This window comes from Pseudomonas sp. AP42 (genome assembly GCF_001728935.1).
Taxonomy (GTDB): domain Bacteria; phylum Pseudomonadota; class Gammaproteobacteria; order Pseudomonadales; family Pseudomonadaceae; genus Aquipseudomonas; species Aquipseudomonas lactis.
Genome location: NZ_LYSO01000004.1, coordinates 46,357 through 64,813, shown reverse-complemented (window position 1 = coordinate 64,813; position 18,457 = coordinate 46,357). Strand labels below are relative to the sequence as shown.

Sequence of the window (18,457 nt, the reverse complement as noted above, 5' to 3'; positions counted from 1 at the left end):
CTAATCTCGCCCTTCTCCCGTTGCCGACCTGATTGCCGATGCCCAGTGAACCTGCGTTGCTGTTACGTCACCACCGCCCTTTCATCGCGTTCTGGCTGGCGCGGATCTTTACCGCCAGCGGCTTCCAGATGCTCACCGTGGCGATCGGCTGGAACCTCTACCAACTGACCGGCAATGTGCTGGACCTGGGCCTGGTCGGCCTGGTGGAATTCATACCGCGCGTACTGTTCATGCTGCACACCGGGCACGTGGCGGATCGCTATGAGCGCCGCCGGGTCGCGGCCATCTGCCAGACCTTACAAGCGCTGATTGCCTTGTCCTTAGCCATCGGTGGCCTGACCGGCAACGTGACCCGCGAGATGATCTTTATTCTCGCCTTCCTGCTGGGCGCCGCCCGTTCGTTTGAAATGCCCACCACCCAGGCGCTGTTGCCGAGCATCGTGCCCAGCGCGCTGTTCCCCCGCGCCGTGGCCGCTTCGCAATCGGCCCAGCAACTGGCGACCATCGTCGCACCGGCCCTGGGCGGCCTGCTTTACGCGTTTGGCAGCGTGTGGGTGTACGGCCCCACCGTGGCGCTGTACCTGATCGCCTGCGTGCTGACCCTGAACCTGCCCGCACGCCAGACCCCGCTGAACAAAGCCAAGGCCACCCTGGACTCGCTGCTGGCCGGCATTCGCTTTATCCGCAGCCGCCCGGACATTCTCGGCGCCATCTCCCTGGACCTGTTTGCCGTGCTGCTGGGCGGCGCCACCGCGCTGTTGCCGGTGTTCGCCAAGGACATCTTGCTGACCGGCGCCTGGGGCCTGGGCCTGCTGCGGTCGGCGCCGGCCGTGGGCGCGTTGCTGATGTCACTGTGGCTGGCGCGCTTTTCGGTGGACCGCCAGGTGGGCCGCGTGATGTTCACCGCCGTCGGCGTGTTTGGCGTAGCAACCATTGCCTTCGGCCTGTCGACCTCATTCTGGTTTTCCCTGGCGGTGCTGGTGGTACTGGGCGCGGCGGACATGATCAGCATGGTGATCCGTGCGTCGTTCGTGCAGTTGGAAACGCCTGATGAAATGCGCGGGCGGGTGAGTGCGGTCAATGGCCTGTTTATCGGCGCCTCGAATCAATTGGGCGAGTTCGAATCCGGGATAACCGCCCACTGGTTTGGCACCGTGCCTGCGGTGGTGATGGGCGGGGTTGGCACGCTGGTGGTGACTGGGGTGTGGATCAAGCTGTTCCCGACCCTGGCTAACCGGGATCGCATGCATGTGCCGGTGGAAGAAACCAAGTTATAGGCTTCACCGCCCGACCTGAGGTTGGAATACAGTCAATGTGGGAGCGGGCTTGCTCGCGAATGCAGTGTGTCATTCAGTACATCACTGACTGAACCACCGCATTCGCGAGCAAGCCCGCTCCCACATTTTAAATCACCTTATCCAAGGTAATCGGAAACTCCCGCACCCGCTTGCCGGTGGCATGGTAAACCGCATTCGCCACCGCCGCCGCCACCCCGACAATGCCGATTTCCCCCACGCCCTTGGACCCGAGCGCATTGACGATCTCGTCGTGCTCTTCGACAAACAGCACATCAATCTCGCCAATATCGGCGTTCACCGGGATGTGGTATTCGGCCAGGCTGTGGTTCATGTAGCGTCCCAGTTGGTGGTCGACCTGAGTCTCTTCATGCAGGGCCATGCCAATGCCCCATACCACGCCGCCGAGGATCTGGCTGCGGGCCATCTTGGGGTTGACCACGCGCCCGGCGGCAATGGCGCTGACCACACGGCTGACCTTGATGGTGCCAAGGTCTTCATCCACCCGCACTTCGACGAACACCGCCGAGTGAGTAGCGCTGGCATAACCCTCGCGCTTCTTGTCGGGCTGGCTGTCGACCTGTACCTCCAGGGCCTCTTCACCGCTGTCCTTGACCAATTGCGCCAACGACACGCTCACGTCACCGCTGTGTAGCTGGCCGTCTTCAAACCGAACCGAATCGGCCTCCTTGAATACCGGGTAAGTCTGCCGGGCGATCTCCAGCAACTTGGCATTCAGCGCTTCGCACGCTTGCTGCACGGCAGTGCCGACAGACGAGACGGTAAACGAGCCACCCTGCAACGGCGCAGTGGGCAACGACGAATCGCCCAGCACAAAGCGCACGTCGGCCATCGCCACGCCACTGGCCTGGGCGGCGATCTGGGTCATCACGGTATAGGTGCCGGTGCCAATGTCGGTGGTGGCGCTGCTGACGGTGAGCGTGCCCTCGGCATCGAGGCGCGCCTTGGCGCTGGCCTTCATCTGCATGGCTTCCCACACGCCGCCGGCCATGCCCCAGCCGATCAACTGGCGGCCGTCGCGCATGCTGCGCGGTTCCGGGTTGCGCTGGCTCCAGCCGAAGCGTTCGGCGCCTTCGCTGTAGCACTCGCGCAGGGCCTTGCTCGACCAGGGTTTGTCTTCGTTCTGGTTACGTTCGGCGTAGTTGATCAGGCGCAATTGCACCGGATCGATGGCCAGGGCGCAGGCCAGTTCGTCCATGGCACATTCCAGGCCGATCACACCCAGTGCCGCACCGGGGGCGCGCATGTCCAGTGGGGTAAACACGTCCAACGGCGCCAGCTTGTAGGTCAGTTGCACGTTGTCGCAGTGATAGAGCATGCCGCTCCACTCCACCACGTGCTCGCTGAAATCCTCGAAGCGCGACGTCTGGCCAATCGCGGTATGCCCCAGCGCCAGCAAGCGCCCATTGGCGGCGGCGCCCATCTGCAAACGCTGCAAGGTGCGCGGGCGATAGCCGAAGGTGAACATCTGCTGGCGCGTCAGGGTGACGCGCACCGAGCGCTTGAGCGCCATGGCCGCCATCACCGCGAGCGGCAATTGGTATTGCGGGCGCAGGCCCGAACCGAAGGCGCCACCGACGAAAGCGGCAAAGATGCGCACCTGGCTCTTATCCAAGCCGAAGACTTTTTGCACATAGGCCTGGCAGTTCTGCGGGCCTTGGGTCTTGTCGTGAATATGCAGGCTGCCGTCGGGCTGATACAGCACGGTGCTGGCGTGGGGCTCCATCGGATTGTGATGCTCGATGGGCGTGCTGTAGTGCAAGTCCAGACTGATTGCAGCACCGGCCCATTCAGCCTCGAAGTTGCCTCGCGGTTTGGGTGGGCTCTGGGGCGACGGGTGCGCCGCCGCTTGCTGGGTGAGCAGGTCGGTTTCGAAGGCTTCAGGCGCGTAGTCGATCTGCACTAGTGAGCCGGCATGCCGCGCCAGTTCAAGGTTATCGGCGATCACCAGGGCCAGGGGCTGGCCGCTGTAGAGCACGCGGTCGTTATACAGCGGGCGAAAGGGCGAGCCATCGGCCGCATCGGCATCAGCGAACGCCTCGTCATAGCTGGCGATATTCGGCCGGTTAAGGTGATGGATCACGTCCACCACACCCGGCAACGCCAACGCCTTGGACGCATCGATGCGCACCACCCGGCCTTTGGCGATCGAACTCGACACCACGCTGCCATGCAGCAGGCCGTTCTCGGGAAATTCACCGGCGTAGCGCGCTTGGCCGGTGACCTTGAGCAGACCGTCGACGCGGTCCAGGGGTTTGCCGATAGCGCTCATGGCTGTTCTCCTGCGACGGCGGCGTCGCTCAGGGCACGAATGATTGCGCGCCGCGCCAGCTTGACCTTGAAGCCATTGTGTTCCAACGGTTCGGCGTCTTGCAGCAGGGCGTCGGCGGCGGCGCTGAAGGTTTCGCGGCTGACCGTGCGGCCGATCAGCAAGGCTTCCACTGCGCGGTCACGCCAGGGTTTATGCGCCACACCGCCCAAGGCCAGGCGGGCGTCGATGATTTCATCACCGTCCAGCTCCAAGGCGGCAGCCACCGACACCAAGGCGAAGGCATAGGAGGCACGGTCGCGGATCTTCAGGTAATGGCTGTGGCGGGCCAGGTGATCGGCGGGCAGTTCAATCGCGGTGATCAGCTCATCGTCGGCCAATTGGTTGTCGCGTTGCGGCGCATCGCCTGGCAAGCGGTGGAAGTCGGCGAACTCGATCACCCGGGGGCCGCCACGGCCTTCTACATGCACCTGCGCCTGGAGTGCCGCCAGGGCCACGCACATGTCCGAAGGATGGGTGGCCACGCACTGTTCACTGGCGCCGAGGATCGCATGGATACGGTTCAAACCGTTGCGCGCCGGGCAGCCGCTGCCGGGCTGGCGTTTGTTGCACGGCACCGCGGCGTCGTAGAAGTAATAGCAACGGGTGCGCTGCAACAGGTTGCCGCCGGTACTGGCCATGTTGCGTAACTGCGGCGATGCCCCGGCGAGGATGGCCTGGGACAGCAACGGATAACGCTGCTCGATCAACGGGTGCCAGGCTAGGTCGGCGTTGCTTACCAGCGCACCGATACGCAAGCCACCTTCGGCAGTTTCTTGAATGTCATGCAGCGGCAAGCCGGTGATGTCGATCAGGTGCTCTGGATGGCTGATGTTTTCTTTCATCAGGTCCAGCAGGTTGGTGCCACCGGCGATAAAGCGCGAGGCGGCGCTGCTCATCTGCACGGCCTGCTGCACCTCGGTCGGCCTGCTGTAGTGGAAGGGGTTCATGACTCACCTCCCTGGCGGCGGCAGGCCGGCAGCGCGTCTTCGATGGCATCGCGGATGTTGTTATAGGCGCCGCAGCGGCACAGGTTGCCGCTCATCAGCTCTTGGATCTGCGCACGGTCGTTTGCGCGGCCTTCATTGACCAAGCCTATGGCGGAACAGATCTGGCCCGGCGTGCAATAGCCGCACTGGAACGCGTCGTGCTGGATAAAGGCCTGTTGCATGGGGTGCAGTTGGTCGCCGTCGGCCAGGCCTTCGATGGTGGTCAACTCGGCGCCGTCGCACATCACGGCCAGGGTCAGGCAGGCATTCACGCGCTTGCCGTCACGCAACACGGTGCAGGCGCCGCACTGGCCGTGGTCGCAGCCTTTTTTGCTGCCTACCAGGTCCAACTGTTCGCGCAGCAAGTCCAGCAAGGTGGTCCAGGGCAACACGTTCAGTTGGCGAGCCTGGCCGTTGAGTGTCAGGCGTATCGGGTGGGCGACGAACGGCTGGGCCGCCGCGCCATTGGGGGTCGCGCTCATAAACACCTCACGGGTTGGTGTACGTCCGCGGCGTTCAGGAAAATCGCCGTCTCAGGGGTACGACTTCCGGGTGTTTTGAGCGTTCAAGATGATTGATCAGCGGATATTGAGCTGGGCTTTCAGGGTGTTTTTCGGTGGGTTGATCGAGGTATTGATGAATTCGAACCAGCCCTGGGCCTGGACGTTCAGGTCGAACACATAGATGTAGCCCATCAAGGTGCCCACGCCGTTGCACGCCTCACTGATGTTGCCGACCTGGCAGACCGCCGTGCGCTGGCCGTTGAGTACCGCGCCATTGAATTGACCGACGGGATTGTTGCCCAAGCCGACCTCCATCACTGAAACCTTGGTGGGCCCGCGGTGCTCGCACATCTGGGTGGTGTTGACCCGCTCCGGGATCGCTTCGCTGCACTTGGCCGATTCCACCTTGAACACCCGCACCTCGCTCAAGGCCGGTGCAGTCGCGCCCCACGCCGGTGCCGCACCCAGCCACAGGCCGATACTGGCGATCAGAGCTAGACTCCACGGGTTGGCTTTTTTCATGCTGTCGATGACCGGCTGTTGAACGTCGGCGCAGTATGCCTCAAGCCCATGCGCCACACAGCCTCGGCTGCTGGTATGATGCGCCGCTTTTTCCGATCCTCTCTGAATCCACAAGCGCTTGGCGCAGTTTGTGCTTTGACTTAGAGGTCAACAAATCACGACGCACACTAGCGTCACAGGGAGCCGGCATGCTGGAAAAGCTGTTTCAACTCAAAGCCCACAACACCAATGTGCGCACCGAGATTCTCGCGGGGATCACCACCTTTCTGGCCATGGCCTACATCCTGTTCGTGAACCCGAGCATCCTCGGCGAGACCGGCATGGACAAGGGCGCGGTGTTTGTCGCCACCTGCCTGGCGGCGGCCATTGGTTCGACCGTGATGGGCCTGATCGCCAACTACCCGATTGCCCTGGCACCGGGCATGGGCCTCAACGCGTTCTTCACCTACACCGTGGTCTTGCACATGGGCCACACCTGGCAGGTGGCGCTGGGCGCGGTATTCATTTCGGCGGTGCTGTTCTTCCTGCTGTCGATCTTCCGCATTCGTGAGTGGATCATCAACGCCATCCCCCTGCCCCTGCGCTCGGCGATTGCCGCCGGCATCGGCCTGTTCCTGGCGCTGATCGCCCTGCATAACGCCGGTATCGTGGTGAGCAACCCGGCCACCATGGTGGGCCTGGGCGACCTGAAACAACCGGCGCCGATCCTGGCCACCCTGGGTTTCGTGCTGATCGTCGCGCTGGAAGCCCTGGCCGTACGCGGCGCGGTGCTGATCGGCATCCTGGCGGTGACCGTCGCCTCCATCGTCCTGGGCTTCACGCCGTTCATCGGCGTGACTTCGGTACCGCCGTCTCTGGCCCCGACCTTCCTGCAGCTGGACATCAAGGGCGCGCTGGACATCGGCCTGGTCAGCGTGATCTTCGCCTTCCTGTTCGTTGACCTGTTCGACAACTCCGGCACCCTGATCGGCGTCGCCAAGCGCGCCGGCCTGATGGGCAAGGACGGCCATATGCCGAAAATGGGCCGTGCGCTGATTGCCGACAGTACCGCTGCCATGGCCGGTTCCCTGCTGGGTACCTCGACCACCACCAGCTACATCGAATCGGCCGCAGGCGTGAGCGCCGGTGGCCGCACCGGCTTGACCGCCGTCGTGGTCGCGATCCTGTTTTTGCTGGCGTTGTTCTTCTCGCCACTGGCCGCCAGCGTGCCGGCCTATGCCACCGCGCCAGCCTTGCTGTTTGTGGCGGTGCTGATGAGCCAAGGCCTGGCCGAAATCGACTGGGACGACATTACGGTGGCAGCGCCGGTGGTGATCACCGCCCTGGCGATGCCCTTCACTTACTCCATCGCCAACGGCATCGCCTTCGGTTTCATCGCCTGGACCGCCATCAAGCTGCTTTCGGGCCGCTACCGTGAGCTGAACCCGGCACTGGTGATCCTGTCGATCCTGTTTGTGATCAAGCTGGGCTGGTTCAACGCATGACTTTTGACGCCGCAAGCTACACCGCTCAACTGCAAGACAAGGTCACGCGCTTGCGTGACCTGCTGGCACCGTTCGACGCGCCCGAGCCGCAGGTCTTCGACTCGCCGCTGCAGCACTTTCGCCTGCGTGCGGAGTTCCGCCTGTGGCGCGAAGGCGGCGAGCGCCACTACGCGATGTTCTCCCAGGAGGACAAGCGCACGCCGATCCTCATCGAAGAATTCCCCATCGCCAGCCAGCGCATCAACCAGTTGATGCCGCAACTCAAGGCCGCCTGGCAAGCCAGCGCTGCCCTGAGCCACAAGTTGTTCCAGGTGGAGTTCCTCACCACCCTGGCCGGCGACGCGATGATCACCCTGTGTTATCACCGCCCGCTGGATGAGCATTGGCACACCGCCGCGAACAAATTGGCCGCTGAGCTGAATGTAAGCATCATCGGTCGCTCCAAGGGCAAGCGCGATGTGATCGGCCATGACTATGTGGTGGAAAAACTCGACGTCGGTGGCCGCACCTTCAGCTACCGCCAACCCGAAGGCGCGTTCACCCAGCCCAACGGCACGGTGAACCAGAAGATGCTCAACTGGGCCTATGAAGCGCTGGGCGACCGCCCGGACGATTTGCTGGAGCTGTATTGCGGCAACGGCAACTTCACCTTGCCGCTGGCGACCCGCGTGCGCAAGGTGCTGGCCACCGAGATCAGCAAGACCTCGGTGAATGCGGCCCTGAGCAACCTGGATGAGAATGGCGTGGATAACGTCACCCTGGTGCGCCTCTCCGCCGAAGAACTCACCCAAGCCCTGAATGAAGTGCGCCCGTTCCGCCGCCTGCACGGCATCGACCTGAAAAGCTACGAGTTCGGTAGCGTCTTCGTCGACCCGCCCCGCGCTGGCATGGACCCGGACACCTGCGAGCTGACCCGGCGCTTCGACAACATCCTGTACATCTCCTGCAACCCGGAGACGCTGGCGGCGAACATCGCGCAACTGCACGACACGCATCGGATCACCCAATGTGCAATGTTTGACCAGTTCCCGTGGACGCACCATATGGAATCGGGTGTGTTGCTGACCCGCCGATAAACCTGCGGAGTAGGCGCGAGCTTGCTCGCGAAAAACGTCAACGATAACGCGTGCTTCCTGTAGGAACGCGGTGCCTGTGGGGTTTTCGCGAGCAAGCTCGCTCCTACTGTTTATTCAAGTGTCTGTGGTCTCTGGGGGCTGCGGGACTTCCTTGCGTGGCCGCCCACCCTTCTTGCCATTGGCGCGAGCCGCTGCGGTTTTAGCCGCGCTGCTTTTGCGGCCATTGCGCGATGCCACCAGGCTGGTTGCCAGGTCCATCAGCGGCTGGCTTGTAGCGATCAGGCCTGTGATCGAAACATCCAGGTCCTGAGCCTCACAGCTAATCGCCTTGCCACCGAACGTCACTTCCAACTGCTGGAAATCCTTCGCTGAAAACCCTTCGAACTCCGGCAGGCCAGCCACCGGCAACACGACGCGGCTGCCATCGCTGAAGCCAATGGAGAGGCTGTCGTTTTCATAACGTACGTTGCTGGCGTTGGCGTACAGGCGTTTCAACTTGCGCCCACGGGCGATTGCCTTGTCAACGTCGGCTTCAGTGAGAGGTACATAAGGTGTGACTTTGGCTTTTATGATTTTCATAAATTAATCCCCACGCAATCTGGCGCTCTTACCAGATTCAAAATTGTCCGTTGCGCTACGACGTCGTGCCTGGCGCTCGCGATGACGTAGACACCTTGTCGAATGACCAACCCCGGGACCAACTCGTCAGCGTCCCAATTCCAGAAATGATTCTCCAGGCAAACCGTCTGAAGTTTTTCCCACCAAATCCTGCGTGCCCGCGCCAAGTAGTGCCGCTGCATGATCGCCCCGCGTATCTCTTTCAGAAGTGCTATGGGTGGCCGCCTCCGTTCAGACTCTACGTCCCACAACTCAACTTCCCCATCCAGGAAACTGAAACGAAACCGCGCATCCCATCCCTTGCCCCTGACATGCACATGGGGCGGGCAATGCTCATCCCTGATAAACACCGAAATGACATAGCCTTTGTAAGCACCTACTCTCATCGTAACCCATCCGTTAGGTTATTTTCCGCCAGGTAACAATTTCCCTCTGCCACCCGACAACCGGCTCCTATTCCCGAAGCTGTTTCACAGATTAGTCACCACAAAAAACCCGGCGAATGCCGGGTTGTAACCACTCATGCCGAGGGTTGGAAATACCCGGCCAGCGCCCGCAAGTCCTGCTCGCTCAGCAACCCCGCGTAATACTTCAACTGAATGCGCGCCAGCAGGTACGCATGACGCGCATTGGCCAGGTCGCGGCGGGCGGTGAACAGTTGCTGCTCGGCGTCGAGCACGTCGAGGTTGACCCGCTCGCCGCCACTGACGCTTTTCTTCGTGGCGCTCACCAGCGCCGTGGCGGAACTCACTGCCATTTCATAGGCGCGCACCTTGGCCGCGCCGCTGGTGTTGAGGTTGAATTGCTTGCGCAACTCCACCAAGGTCGCAGCGGTTTGCGCGTCCAGCTCGTATTGGGCCTGAGACAGTTGGTTAGCCGCCTGACGGGTGGAGGCCGAGACCGAGCCACCGGCAAACAGCGGCAGGCTGACCTGGATGCCGACGCTGTTGGTGTCGTACTTCTGGTTGTAGCTGCTTTCTGAATCGGAACTGGTTTTGCGACTGGTCGCGTACAGACTGACCTTGGGCAGGTGCCCGGCGCGCTTGCGCTCCACCTCATACGAGGCCACGTCAAGCGCGTGGTACTGGGACTTGAGTTCGGGGTTATTGGCCATGGCCAGTTCACGCCAGGTTTCAAAACGATGGGGCTCAAGCGGCGCGATCTCGAATTGACGCGCCAGGGGCGCCAGCTCTTCGATGTGCAGCGGCTGGCCAACAATGGCTTCCAACTCACGCAAGGCACTGTCCTGGGCATCCACGGCTTCGATCTCTTCGGCCTGGGCCAGGCTCAGTCGCGCCCGGGTTTCGAGCACATCGGTCCGCGTGCCCTCACCGCCTTTGAGCAGGCGATCATTGAGTTGCAGGCGCTCGGCAAACGCACGTTTCTGGGCACGGCTCAGCTCGATGCGCTCTTGGGCCAACAATGCCTGGCTGTAGGCGCCCAGCACCCGCACGGCCAGCTCCTGGCTCTTGCCGCGAAAACGCTCATCGGCCATCAACGCCTGGGCGGTGCCTTGGCGGAAACGCGCATAGGCTTCGTAATCGAGCAGCGGTTGCTGCAAGGTCAGGGCCGAGGCGTAGCTGCGGTAATTGCGGTCGCTGGTGACGTTACCCAGCGCCGTGCTCTGGGTGACTTCGGACTCATTGCGCGAGTTGTTGTAGCTCCATGACAGGTTCGGCAGCAATGCCGCCCGACCGATCACGCGGTTTTCTTGCCCGGCCTCCCGCGCCTGAATCGCCGCTTGAAAGGTTGGATCGTTGCGCAGCGCCAAGTCGTACACATCCAACAACCCCAGGGCGTGCGCCGCCGGTGTACAGCTTAAACAGAGGGTGAACAACAATGCCTTCATTCTTCCACCAGGGCCATATGGGTGCGATCCAGCAAGGGTTTGAACAGATAGTTGAGCATCGAACGCTCACCGGTCTTGACGAAGGTTTCCACTGGCATGCCCGGGCGGATCTGCACGCCGTGCAGTTGCTGCATACCCGCCGCGCTGACCTGGGCCCGCAGCGTGTAATACGGCTCATCGGTGCGCTCATCGACCTGGCGGTCGGCCGAGACCAAGGTGACTTCGCCCGCCACCCGTGGCGTGGTGGACTGGTTGAACGCCGAGAACATCAATTCAACCGGCAAGCCTGGGTGCACCTTGTCGATCATCTGCACCGGCACCCGTGCTTCCACCAGCAGTGGCTCGCCTTCGGGCACGATGTCCATCAGCGTCTGGCCGGGCTGGATCACCCCGCCTTCGGTGTACACCTGCAACCCCACCACCACGCCAGACGCCGGTGCGCGGACCAGGCTGTTGGCCAGTTCGAATTCGGCAGAGGCCAGGCGATTGCGCAAGTCGTCGCTGCGGGTGCGGGTCTCGGCCAACTGGCTGCGCAGGTCTTTCTGAAAGTCCTCGCCGAGCTGGCGGATGCGCAGGCGCAGTTCCAGTACCTGGCGCTGCAACTGGCCGATACGGCCAAAATCCTCAGCGATGGCACCGTCGATTTGCGCGTACAGCCGCTCGCTGTCGAGCAGGCGATTGCGCGGGATATAACCCTCACGCGCCAACTCGCGCAGCCCCTGAAGCTGCTCATTCAACGCCGCGCGCTGCAAAACCTTGCTTGCCTGGGAGGCCCGCGTGCCGCGCAACTGCGCTTCAAAGCCAGCGATAGTTTCACGCAGGCCCGCCTGTTCGGTAGCCAGTGCCTGGGCACGGCTGTTGAATAGCTGGCGTTGCAGGCTCAGGGTGTTCGCGGCGTCGGGATCGGCCAGCAGCTCGGGGCTGAACACAATGGTCTGCAAGCCTTCACTCTCGGCACTCAAGCGCGCTTCGCTGGCCAACGACGCCAGGTATTGGCTGCGCAATGACTGCATCTGCCCGCGCAACGGGGTTTGCTTCAACCGCAACAACACCTGGCCCGCGCTGACCCGGTCACCGTCACGCACCTGGATACGCTCGACGATCCCGCCCGATGGGTGCTGCACCGTCTTGCGATGCCCCGACACCATGACCTTGCCCGGCACCGCCACGCCCTTGTCCAACGGCGCCAGCGCCGCCCAGCCGAGGAACCCGGCAAAGCCGCCGAGCACCAGCCACCAACCCAGGCGTGAGTATTTTTTGTCATCCAGCGCCAGCACGTTAGACGGGTCACTGAGCAAAATGGGCTTGCTCTGGCTCATGCGGGTTTTCCTGCACCGAGGCGGTAGCTCATGCTCATGGTCGAGACCGGTTTGTTTGCCGCAGTTTTTTGCCGCGCCTCCAGCACTCGCGCCGTAGGGCCGAAGGCCTGCATCTGGCCGTCCTTGAGGATCAGCAACTGGTCGGTGAGGCTCAGCACGTTGGGTTTGTGGGTAATCAGGATCAAGGTGCGGCGCTGCTGCTTGAGCTGGGCAATGGCCTGCAACAACGCCTGTTCGCCCACTTCGTCGAGGTTGGCGTTCGGTTCGTCCAGCACGATCAGTGCCGGTAACCCATACAGCGCACGCGCCAGGGCCACCCGTTGCTTTTGCCCGCCGGACAAGCCCGCGCCGCCCTCCCCCAGTTGCGTGTCGTAGCCCTGGGGCAGTTGCAGGATCAACTCATGCACGCCAGCCATCTGCGCGGCGGCGAGGACGGTATCGGCCTCCACCGCTTCAAAACGCGCGATGTTCTGCGCGATGCTGCCGGCGAATAATTGGATGTCCTGGGGCAGGTAACCGATATGCGGGCCGAGTTGTTGCTTGTCCCACAGGGCCAGGTCGGCGCCATCAAGGCGCACCTTGCCGGCCAAGGGTGCCCAGGCCCCCACCAGCACCCGCGCCAGGGTGGACTTGCCGCACCCCGATGGGCCGATAACACCGAGTACATCCCCCGCCGGCAGGCTGAAACCCAGGTTTGCCAACGCCGGACGTCGGCTGCCGGGCGCGCAGGCGCTGATCTGCTCCACGCTCACCTGGCCCTTGGGCACGGGCAGGCTCATGCGCACCGGCCGCGCCGGGTTGTCCTGCAGCATTAACGACAAGCGCTCATAGGCCAGGCGCGCCGAACCCCATTGTTTCCACACGCCGATTAACTGGTCGATGGGGCTGAGCACACGTCCCATCAGGATCGAGCCGGCAATCATCATCCCCGGCGTTATGTCGCCGTTGACCGCCAACCAGGCGCCCAGGCCCAGCACCAGCGATTGCAGGGCCAGGCGTACGCCCTTGGACCAGGCCGTGACCACCGCAGTCTTTTCACTGGCCAGGTTCTGCTGCACCAGAAACGCCTGGTGCTGGCTGAACCAACGCCCGCGCAAGGTGGCGAGCATGCCCATGGCTTCAATGGTGTCGGCGTTGCGCAGGTTGGCCGTGGCCTGCTGGCTGGCGCTGATCGACAGTTGGCTGGCCAGGGCCATCGGTGCCTGGCTGACATAATGATTAGCCCAGGCCAATGCGATCAGAAGCAACGCCCCACCCAATGCCAGCAGGCCCAGCCAGGGGTGGAACAGGAAGATCACCAGCAGGTACACCGGAAACCACGGCGCATCGAAAAAGGCGAACAACGCCTGGCCGGTGGCGAACTGGCGCAAGGTGGTCAGGTCGTGCAGGGCCTGGCCCGCCGCCTGGGTGCCGCCCTTGAGCTGGGCTTCATAGGCGGCGTCGAATACACGCTGGTTCAAGCGCATGTCCATCTGCGTACCGAGGCGAATCACCACCTGGCTGCGCACCCACTCCAGCGCGCCCATCAAGCCGAAGAGGCCGAGGATCATCAGCGTCAGCATCAGCAGGGTCATCTGGTTGCCCGAGGCCAATACGCGGTCGTACACCTGCAACATGTACAGCGCCGGGGCCAGCATCAGCAGGTTGATCACCGCCGAGAACAAACCAATGTTGAAGAAGGCGCTTTTATAGGCGGTGAGTGCAGCCAGCATCTCATTCGCGCGCTTGGCACCGGGCCGAGTCATGAAGGGCATCCCATTGAAGAGTCAAGCAAGGGCCCGCCCGGTGCGTTGACAGCACCTGTGGCGCGCCCACAGAATTTGCAGCCGCCGCCGCCCTGGCCTGCAAGCACTCGGGCGGCGACGGTGTTCGAGCAAGGCCGATGAAAGAGCGATCTTTCATCGGCTTTTTTGCATCAGGCGGCCAGGGCGAAGTCGTGCGGCGCGTCCTGAATACCCACCAGGCCCACATCGGCAGCTGCAAATGCAGCCGGCTCCTGATGGGCCACACCGGCAGCGGCCAGTTGATCGAAGGTGGAGTTGACCGACAGGCTTGGGTCGATGCCCTTGAGCAGGGTGTCGATGGCCGAGGCCAGCGCCGAACTGTCGCCACTCATCAGGCCGTACACGATTTTGTGCACCTGGCCATCGCGGCCTTCGGATTGCAGGCTCGACAGGCCCAGGTTGGTGAAGCTGACCTCCTGGTTGGCGATGGTGTAACCACCGCTGCTCGCGCCGCCGGCGAGGGTATCGCCCAGGGTCAGGCCGTCGAGCGAACCCCACAGCGTGTGGGTCGGCGGATTGAACAGGGTGTAATGCAGGCTGCCTTCAGCCACCACTGCCGCATCGCTGACGCTGCTTGTCACGCCATATTGGGTGCCATCGAACGGCCCCGGGTTGAAACCACCGGTGTTCACACCCTCTTTCACCGAACCTTCACGGTGGTTGAGATCACCAAAGTAAGCCGACCAGTCGTTCAGGTATTGGGCGACGGTGCTGGCGGCGTAGGTCGTGCTGTATGAAATAGAAATGCTCATGCAAAACTCCAAGTCATTGGGTGGTCACTCCCCAGCAAGCCGGTGCCTGCTGTGGTTTTGCCCGTCACTGGGCAAAAGCGGTCAGAACTGATATTCAACGGTGCCCTGCACGGTGCGCCCACGGCCCAGGGTGAAGGCCAGCACATCCCCGAGCGGCACCAGGTAGGCGCGGTCGGTGACGTTTTCCATGGCCAGGCGCAGGGTCAATTGGTCGGTGGCGCGGTAGCTGCCATACAGGTCGTAGACGGTGTAGGGCTTCCAGTCAGCGGGGTAGACGCCGGTTTGCGAGGTGGTTACCCCGGCGGCGCCCTTGACGTAGTAGCCGGCGCTGTAGCGGGCACGCACACCCACGTCCAGCTTGCGTTCAAAGAACCGCGCGCCCAGCGTGGCGGTGCCGCGGTCCATGGGCATGTGTTCGGAGGAGCCGAGGATCGCGCTGCAACCCACGCCGGCATTGGCTGCGTCGTCCGGCACCATCGCGTCCACCGGGGCACGGTTACCCGGGCGTTTCTGGGTCTTGGTCACGCCGCCCAGCCACGCGGTTTTGCTGCAGAACTGATTGCTGCCAAGCATGCGCGTGTAGTTGAACTGGCCGTAGGCAAAACCGGCGTCGTAATCGAGTTGGTATTCAAGCCCCCGAAAACGCGTGGTCTCCAGGTTGTTCACATAGGCCGCACTGCCGATATTGACGTTGCCATAACCCGGCGGCTGCACGCCCAGGGCCATATAGGAAAAGTCATCGACCCGGGTGTTGAAGTAGGACACCTTCATGCCCATGCGATCATCGGAAAACAGCAGGTCTTCCTTGAGCACATTGAAGCCGACTTCCCACGCCGTGGACCGCTCCGGCTTCAGGTAAGGGTTGGGGAAAATCGACTCCGAACCGCCGCCGTGGGGCCGGCCACTGACCATGGTTTCGGTCACAGCCGGCGGGCGCCAACCCTTGCCATAGGTGGCGAAGAGTTGCAGCCACTCCACACCCGGCTTGACCGACAAGCCAAACGTCGGCGAAAAACGGCCCTCCTCGCGATCCACGTCATAAGTGGTGGGCACACTGATCTGGCGAGTGGTGCCAATGATGAAGGTACGGGTGTTCAAGCCGGTATCGCCGCGCAGCCGATAACGGTCATAACGCAAGCCGGCGTTGAGGTTCAGCCAACCGTCGTAGTCGAAGTCCAGGCGCCCGAACAGGCTGCCCATGGCGCGATCACCTTTGGGCGTGATGCTCTCTGCCGCCGAAGCCGTCAGCGCCGAGCCCGCCTCTACCCCCTGGTTGGAGTCCGGTCGGACCTTGTCGTAGAAAAATTCCAACCCATAGTTGGCCTTGAGGGTGGCCAGCTCCGTAAGGGCAAAGGTCGAGATGTTCTGCGCCTGCGCGCCGTAGGTATTGGTTTGATAGGTGACGTCGTAAGCCTTGTTGATACCCCGGGCCAGGGTGGATTGGTCGTTGCGGGTATCCACATGGTAGAGCTTGGCCTTGAAGTCGATCAGCGGGTTGTCTGGCGCATAGCTGTAATCGAGCGCGAAGTTCTGCGCCTTGACGTTGCTGCTGCCGAGCTTTTCCCATAACTGGGGCTTTTCGGCGGTCATCATATTGACGTCGTCGTAGTCGACCTCGGTGACCAGGTAGCTCAGTTGCAGGCGCTGCTCAACCGGAAGATTGAGCCCCAGCTTGAGCAAGCGTGAACGCATCACCGAGCCCGAATAGGCAACGGTGGTGTTTTTGATCCGCTCCTCACTCGCCGGCATGTACGCCGCGCCAGTACGCAACTCGCCAATGCTGCCCCGGGTACCGGGGTTGTAATCACCGAGGTGACGCTCGCTGGCGGCCACCAGCATGTCCCAGACATCGGTGCCCACCGCAAACGCCGAACTGCCGATAAAGTGCGTGCCGTTGCTGCGCCCACCCAGCCCCGAGGTGAGCCGAATGCGCCCGCCGATTTGCTTGCCATCCTTGAGCAGGTCAGCGGCTTCAAGCGTGCGGAAGTTCGCCACCCCGCCAATCACCCCCGCACCGCCCTGGGTGGAGGTCGCGCCCTTTTCGATCACCACCTCGGACAGCAACTCCGGGTCGACATACAGCGTGCCATTGCGTTGCTGGTGACCACTTTGCTGGTAATTCTGGCGCATGCCATCGACCGACATATTGACCCGGCCATAGTCCTGGATACCGCGGATATTCACCGACAACCCTGGGTCTTGCTGACTGACGGCGGAGTAGACGCCCGGCGCCTCTTCCAGCATCTCGGCGGCATGACGCGGCGGGTTGCGATCCAGCTGTTCGCGCCCCACCACACTCACCGCGCGCGGAGTTGAATACACCCAATCCTGCGGGTGCAGGCCGGTGACCGTGGTGGTGGCCAAGGCCAGGGCACCGGCCTGTTGCTCGACCCGGGTGAGGGTGACCTGGCGATCGCCGGTAAAGCGATACTCCACCGGGGCGGCACCCAGCAGGCGGCCCAGGCCTTCCTGCACGTCAAAGCGCCCCTTGAGCGCGGTGCTGCTCAGCCCGTGCAGACGCTGGCTGTCGAACAGCACTTGCAGGCCGGCCTGGTCAGCGAACGCCAGCACCGCACTGCCGAGGGATTGCGCAGGGATATCGAACGTCAACACGGCGGACTGAGCCGTGGCAGCTGGAGGCTGCGCATAGGCCGGTACGGCCACGGTGAACAACCCCAGGTGAATGGCCAGGGCTAAGCGGCTGCCGGTGGTACGCCCCTTGGTGAGTGCTGACATTGGTGGTGATCCCTGCGCTGAGCATTTTTTGTTTATGCGAATACTTCTCACCTAGCAAGACGTGCGAGGCGCGGGAAGTCAGTAATATTTTTTGCAGGAGCGAGCTTGCTCGCGAAGAACGTCAACGAAAACGCGGTGCCCTGGTATTTTCGCGAGCGAGCTCGCGCCTACAGGGGCATCGGTTTTTAACGGGGGAAGGTCAGTAGATCAGGCTGAGGCCAGCCAGCTCCACGCGTTGCACTTGAAGCTCTTGGGTCAGGGTGGCCAGGGCGCTGTCGAGCATGTCCAGGCGGAAGACGCCGCTGACTTCGCGCTCGCCCAGGTCCGCGTTAGCCAACACCACCCGCCCGGGGCGGTAACGGTTGAGTTGCTCGATGACCTTGGCCAGCGGCTGCCGGTCGAAGATCAACACACCACGGTGCCAACTGGTGGCGCGATCCACATCAAACTGATCCAGGCTGACCACCCCGTCCTGGGGGCTGTAGCGCGCAGCCTGGCCCGGTTGCAGGACCTGCTCGGCAGGGCCGTTTCTGGGTGACGCCGGCACTGACACTTCGACGCTGTGTTGCAGCACGCCCACCCAGGCCTGGCTCTCGCGCTCACGTTCGACCACAAACCGTGTGCCCAGTGCCCGGGTCTGGCCGCCGGCACTGTGCACCACGAACGGTCGGGTTTCTTCGCCGGCCATCGGCGCCACCTGAAAAATCGCCGAGCCCTGGAGCAGGTTGACGCCGCGCTGTACGCCGTCGTACTCAAGGCGAATGGCGCTACCGGAATCCAGCTCCACCACGCTGCCATCGGCAAGGTGCACCGTGCGCACTTCGCCTTTGTGGGTGACGTAGTCGGCCTGCAAGCGCAGCAAGGCATCCGGCCCGCGTACCCAGCCGATGCCCGCCGCCACCAGCACCAGCGCCACGGCGGCCGCACGTTGCCACGGCCTTCGACGTTTGGCGCGGCGCAAGGGTATAGCGGGCGCGGGCGGGCGCTGTCTGTGTACACCCTCGTCCTTGTGCACCTCGCCCAGCGCCGCCCAGGTCTGCTCGGCAAACCGCAGGGCCGCTTCGTGGCGGCTGTCGCGGGCGATCCACTGGCGCAGTTCGGCTTGTTCCTGTTCGCTCAAGGCACCGGCGTGCAGGCGCACCGCCCACTCGGCGGCCGCCTCGGTAATGCTGTGCTGTTGCGGTCCCTGGCTGTTCACGTG

15 protein-coding genes are annotated in these 18,457 nt (G+C 62.9%); 3 read left to right on the top strand and 12 right to left on the bottom strand.

Annotation, left to right across the window (positions count from 1 at the left end):
• Positions 1-38 precede the first annotated feature (38 nt).
• Positions 39-1,277, top strand: coding sequence for an MFS transporter (locus A7K61_RS02815; RefSeq protein ID WP_047711834.1), 1,239 nt, complete (start codon positions 39-41; stop codon positions 1,275-1,277).
• 127 nt (positions 1,278-1,404) lie between these two features.
• Here the strand turns inward: A7K61_RS02815 and A7K61_RS02810 are convergent, their stop codons facing one another.
• The 4 genes from A7K61_RS02810 to A7K61_RS02795 all read right to left on the bottom strand — a co-directional run bounded on the left by A7K61_RS02810 (position 1,405) and on the right by A7K61_RS02795 (position 5,638).
• Positions 1,405-3,588, bottom strand: a complete 2,184-nt coding sequence (locus tag A7K61_RS02810) for a xanthine dehydrogenase family protein molybdopterin-binding subunit (protein ID WP_069556907.1) — start codon at positions 3,586-3,588, stop codon at positions 1,405-1,407.
• Positions 3,585-4,574 (bottom strand): xanthine dehydrogenase family protein subunit M, encoded by a 990-nt coding sequence (locus tag A7K61_RS02805; RefSeq protein ID WP_057711053.1) that lies wholly within the window; start codon positions 4,572-4,574, stop codon positions 3,585-3,587. The genes A7K61_RS02810 and A7K61_RS02805 overlap by 4 nt, the downstream gene beginning before the upstream one ends.
• Positions 4,571-5,095 carry a (2Fe-2S)-binding protein gene (locus tag A7K61_RS02800; RefSeq protein WP_044268836.1) on the bottom strand — a complete coding sequence of 175 codons (525 nt, stop codon included), beginning with the start codon at positions 5,093-5,095 and terminating at the stop codon, positions 4,571-4,573. Before A7K61_RS02800 ends, A7K61_RS02805 begins: the two co-directional genes overlap by 4 nt.
• A gap of 96 nt (positions 5,096-5,191) precedes the next feature.
• Positions 5,192-5,638, bottom strand: coding sequence for a DUF4879 domain-containing protein (locus tag A7K61_RS02795; RefSeq protein ID WP_069556923.1), 447 nt, complete (start codon positions 5,636-5,638; stop codon positions 5,192-5,194).
• A gap of 188 nt (positions 5,639-5,826) precedes the next feature.
• On the opposite strand from A7K61_RS02795, the gene A7K61_RS02790 reads away from it, so the two are divergent.
• Positions 5,827-7,122, top strand: coding sequence for an NCS2 family permease (locus tag A7K61_RS02790; protein WP_044268839.1), 1,296 nt, complete (start codon positions 5,827-5,829; stop codon positions 7,120-7,122).
• Complete coding sequence (trmA, locus tag A7K61_RS02785) at positions 7,119-8,198, top strand: tRNA (uridine(54)-C5)-methyltransferase TrmA (protein WP_044268842.1); 1,080 nt, start codon at positions 7,119-7,121, stop codon at positions 8,196-8,198. The genes A7K61_RS02790 and trmA overlap by 4 nt, the downstream gene beginning before the upstream one ends.
• 114 nt (positions 8,199-8,312) lie before the next feature.
• On the opposite strand, the gene A7K61_RS02780 is transcribed toward trmA, so the two are convergent.
• The 8 genes from A7K61_RS02780 to A7K61_RS02745 form a co-directional block, all read right to left on the bottom strand.
• Positions 8,313-8,777, bottom strand: a complete 465-nt coding sequence (locus A7K61_RS02780) for a DUF2442 domain-containing protein (RefSeq protein WP_069556906.1) — start codon at positions 8,775-8,777, stop codon at positions 8,313-8,315.
• Positions 8,774-9,202, bottom strand: a complete 429-nt coding sequence (locus A7K61_RS02775) for a DUF4160 domain-containing protein (RefSeq protein WP_069556905.1) — start codon at positions 9,200-9,202, stop codon at positions 8,774-8,776. Before A7K61_RS02775 ends, A7K61_RS02780 begins: the two co-directional genes overlap by 4 nt.
• 134 nt (positions 9,203-9,336) lie before the next feature.
• The gene (locus tag A7K61_RS02770; RefSeq protein WP_069556904.1) at positions 9,337-10,665 is read right to left on the bottom strand and encodes a TolC family outer membrane protein; all 1,329 of its coding nucleotides are present in this window, start codon (positions 10,663-10,665) and stop codon (positions 9,337-9,339) included.
• Entirely contained in the window at positions 10,662-11,984 is a 1,323-nt protein-coding gene (locus tag A7K61_RS02765) for an HlyD family type I secretion periplasmic adaptor subunit (protein ID WP_069556903.1), read from the bottom strand. Before A7K61_RS02765 ends, A7K61_RS02770 begins: the two co-directional genes overlap by 4 nt.
• Complete coding sequence (locus A7K61_RS02760) at positions 11,981-13,729, bottom strand: type I secretion system permease/ATPase (protein WP_069556922.1); 1,749 nt, start codon at positions 13,727-13,729, stop codon at positions 11,981-11,983. The genes A7K61_RS02765 and A7K61_RS02760 overlap by 4 nt, the downstream gene beginning before the upstream one ends.
• Positions 13,730-13,899: 170 nt before the next feature.
• Positions 13,900-14,520, bottom strand: a complete 621-nt coding sequence (locus A7K61_RS02755; RefSeq protein WP_003194354.1) for a heme acquisition protein HasA — start codon at positions 14,518-14,520, stop codon at positions 13,900-13,902.
• 81 nt (positions 14,521-14,601) lie between these two features.
• Positions 14,602-17,256 (bottom strand): TonB-dependent receptor, encoded by a 2,655-nt coding sequence (locus A7K61_RS02750; RefSeq protein ID WP_069556902.1) that lies wholly within the window; start codon positions 17,254-17,256, stop codon positions 14,602-14,604.
• 199 nt (positions 17,257-17,455) lie between these two features.
• Positions 17,456-18,454, bottom strand: a complete 999-nt coding sequence (locus A7K61_RS02745; protein WP_047711841.1) for a FecR family protein — start codon at positions 18,452-18,454, stop codon at positions 17,456-17,458.
• Positions 18,455-18,457 lie beyond the last annotated feature (3 nt).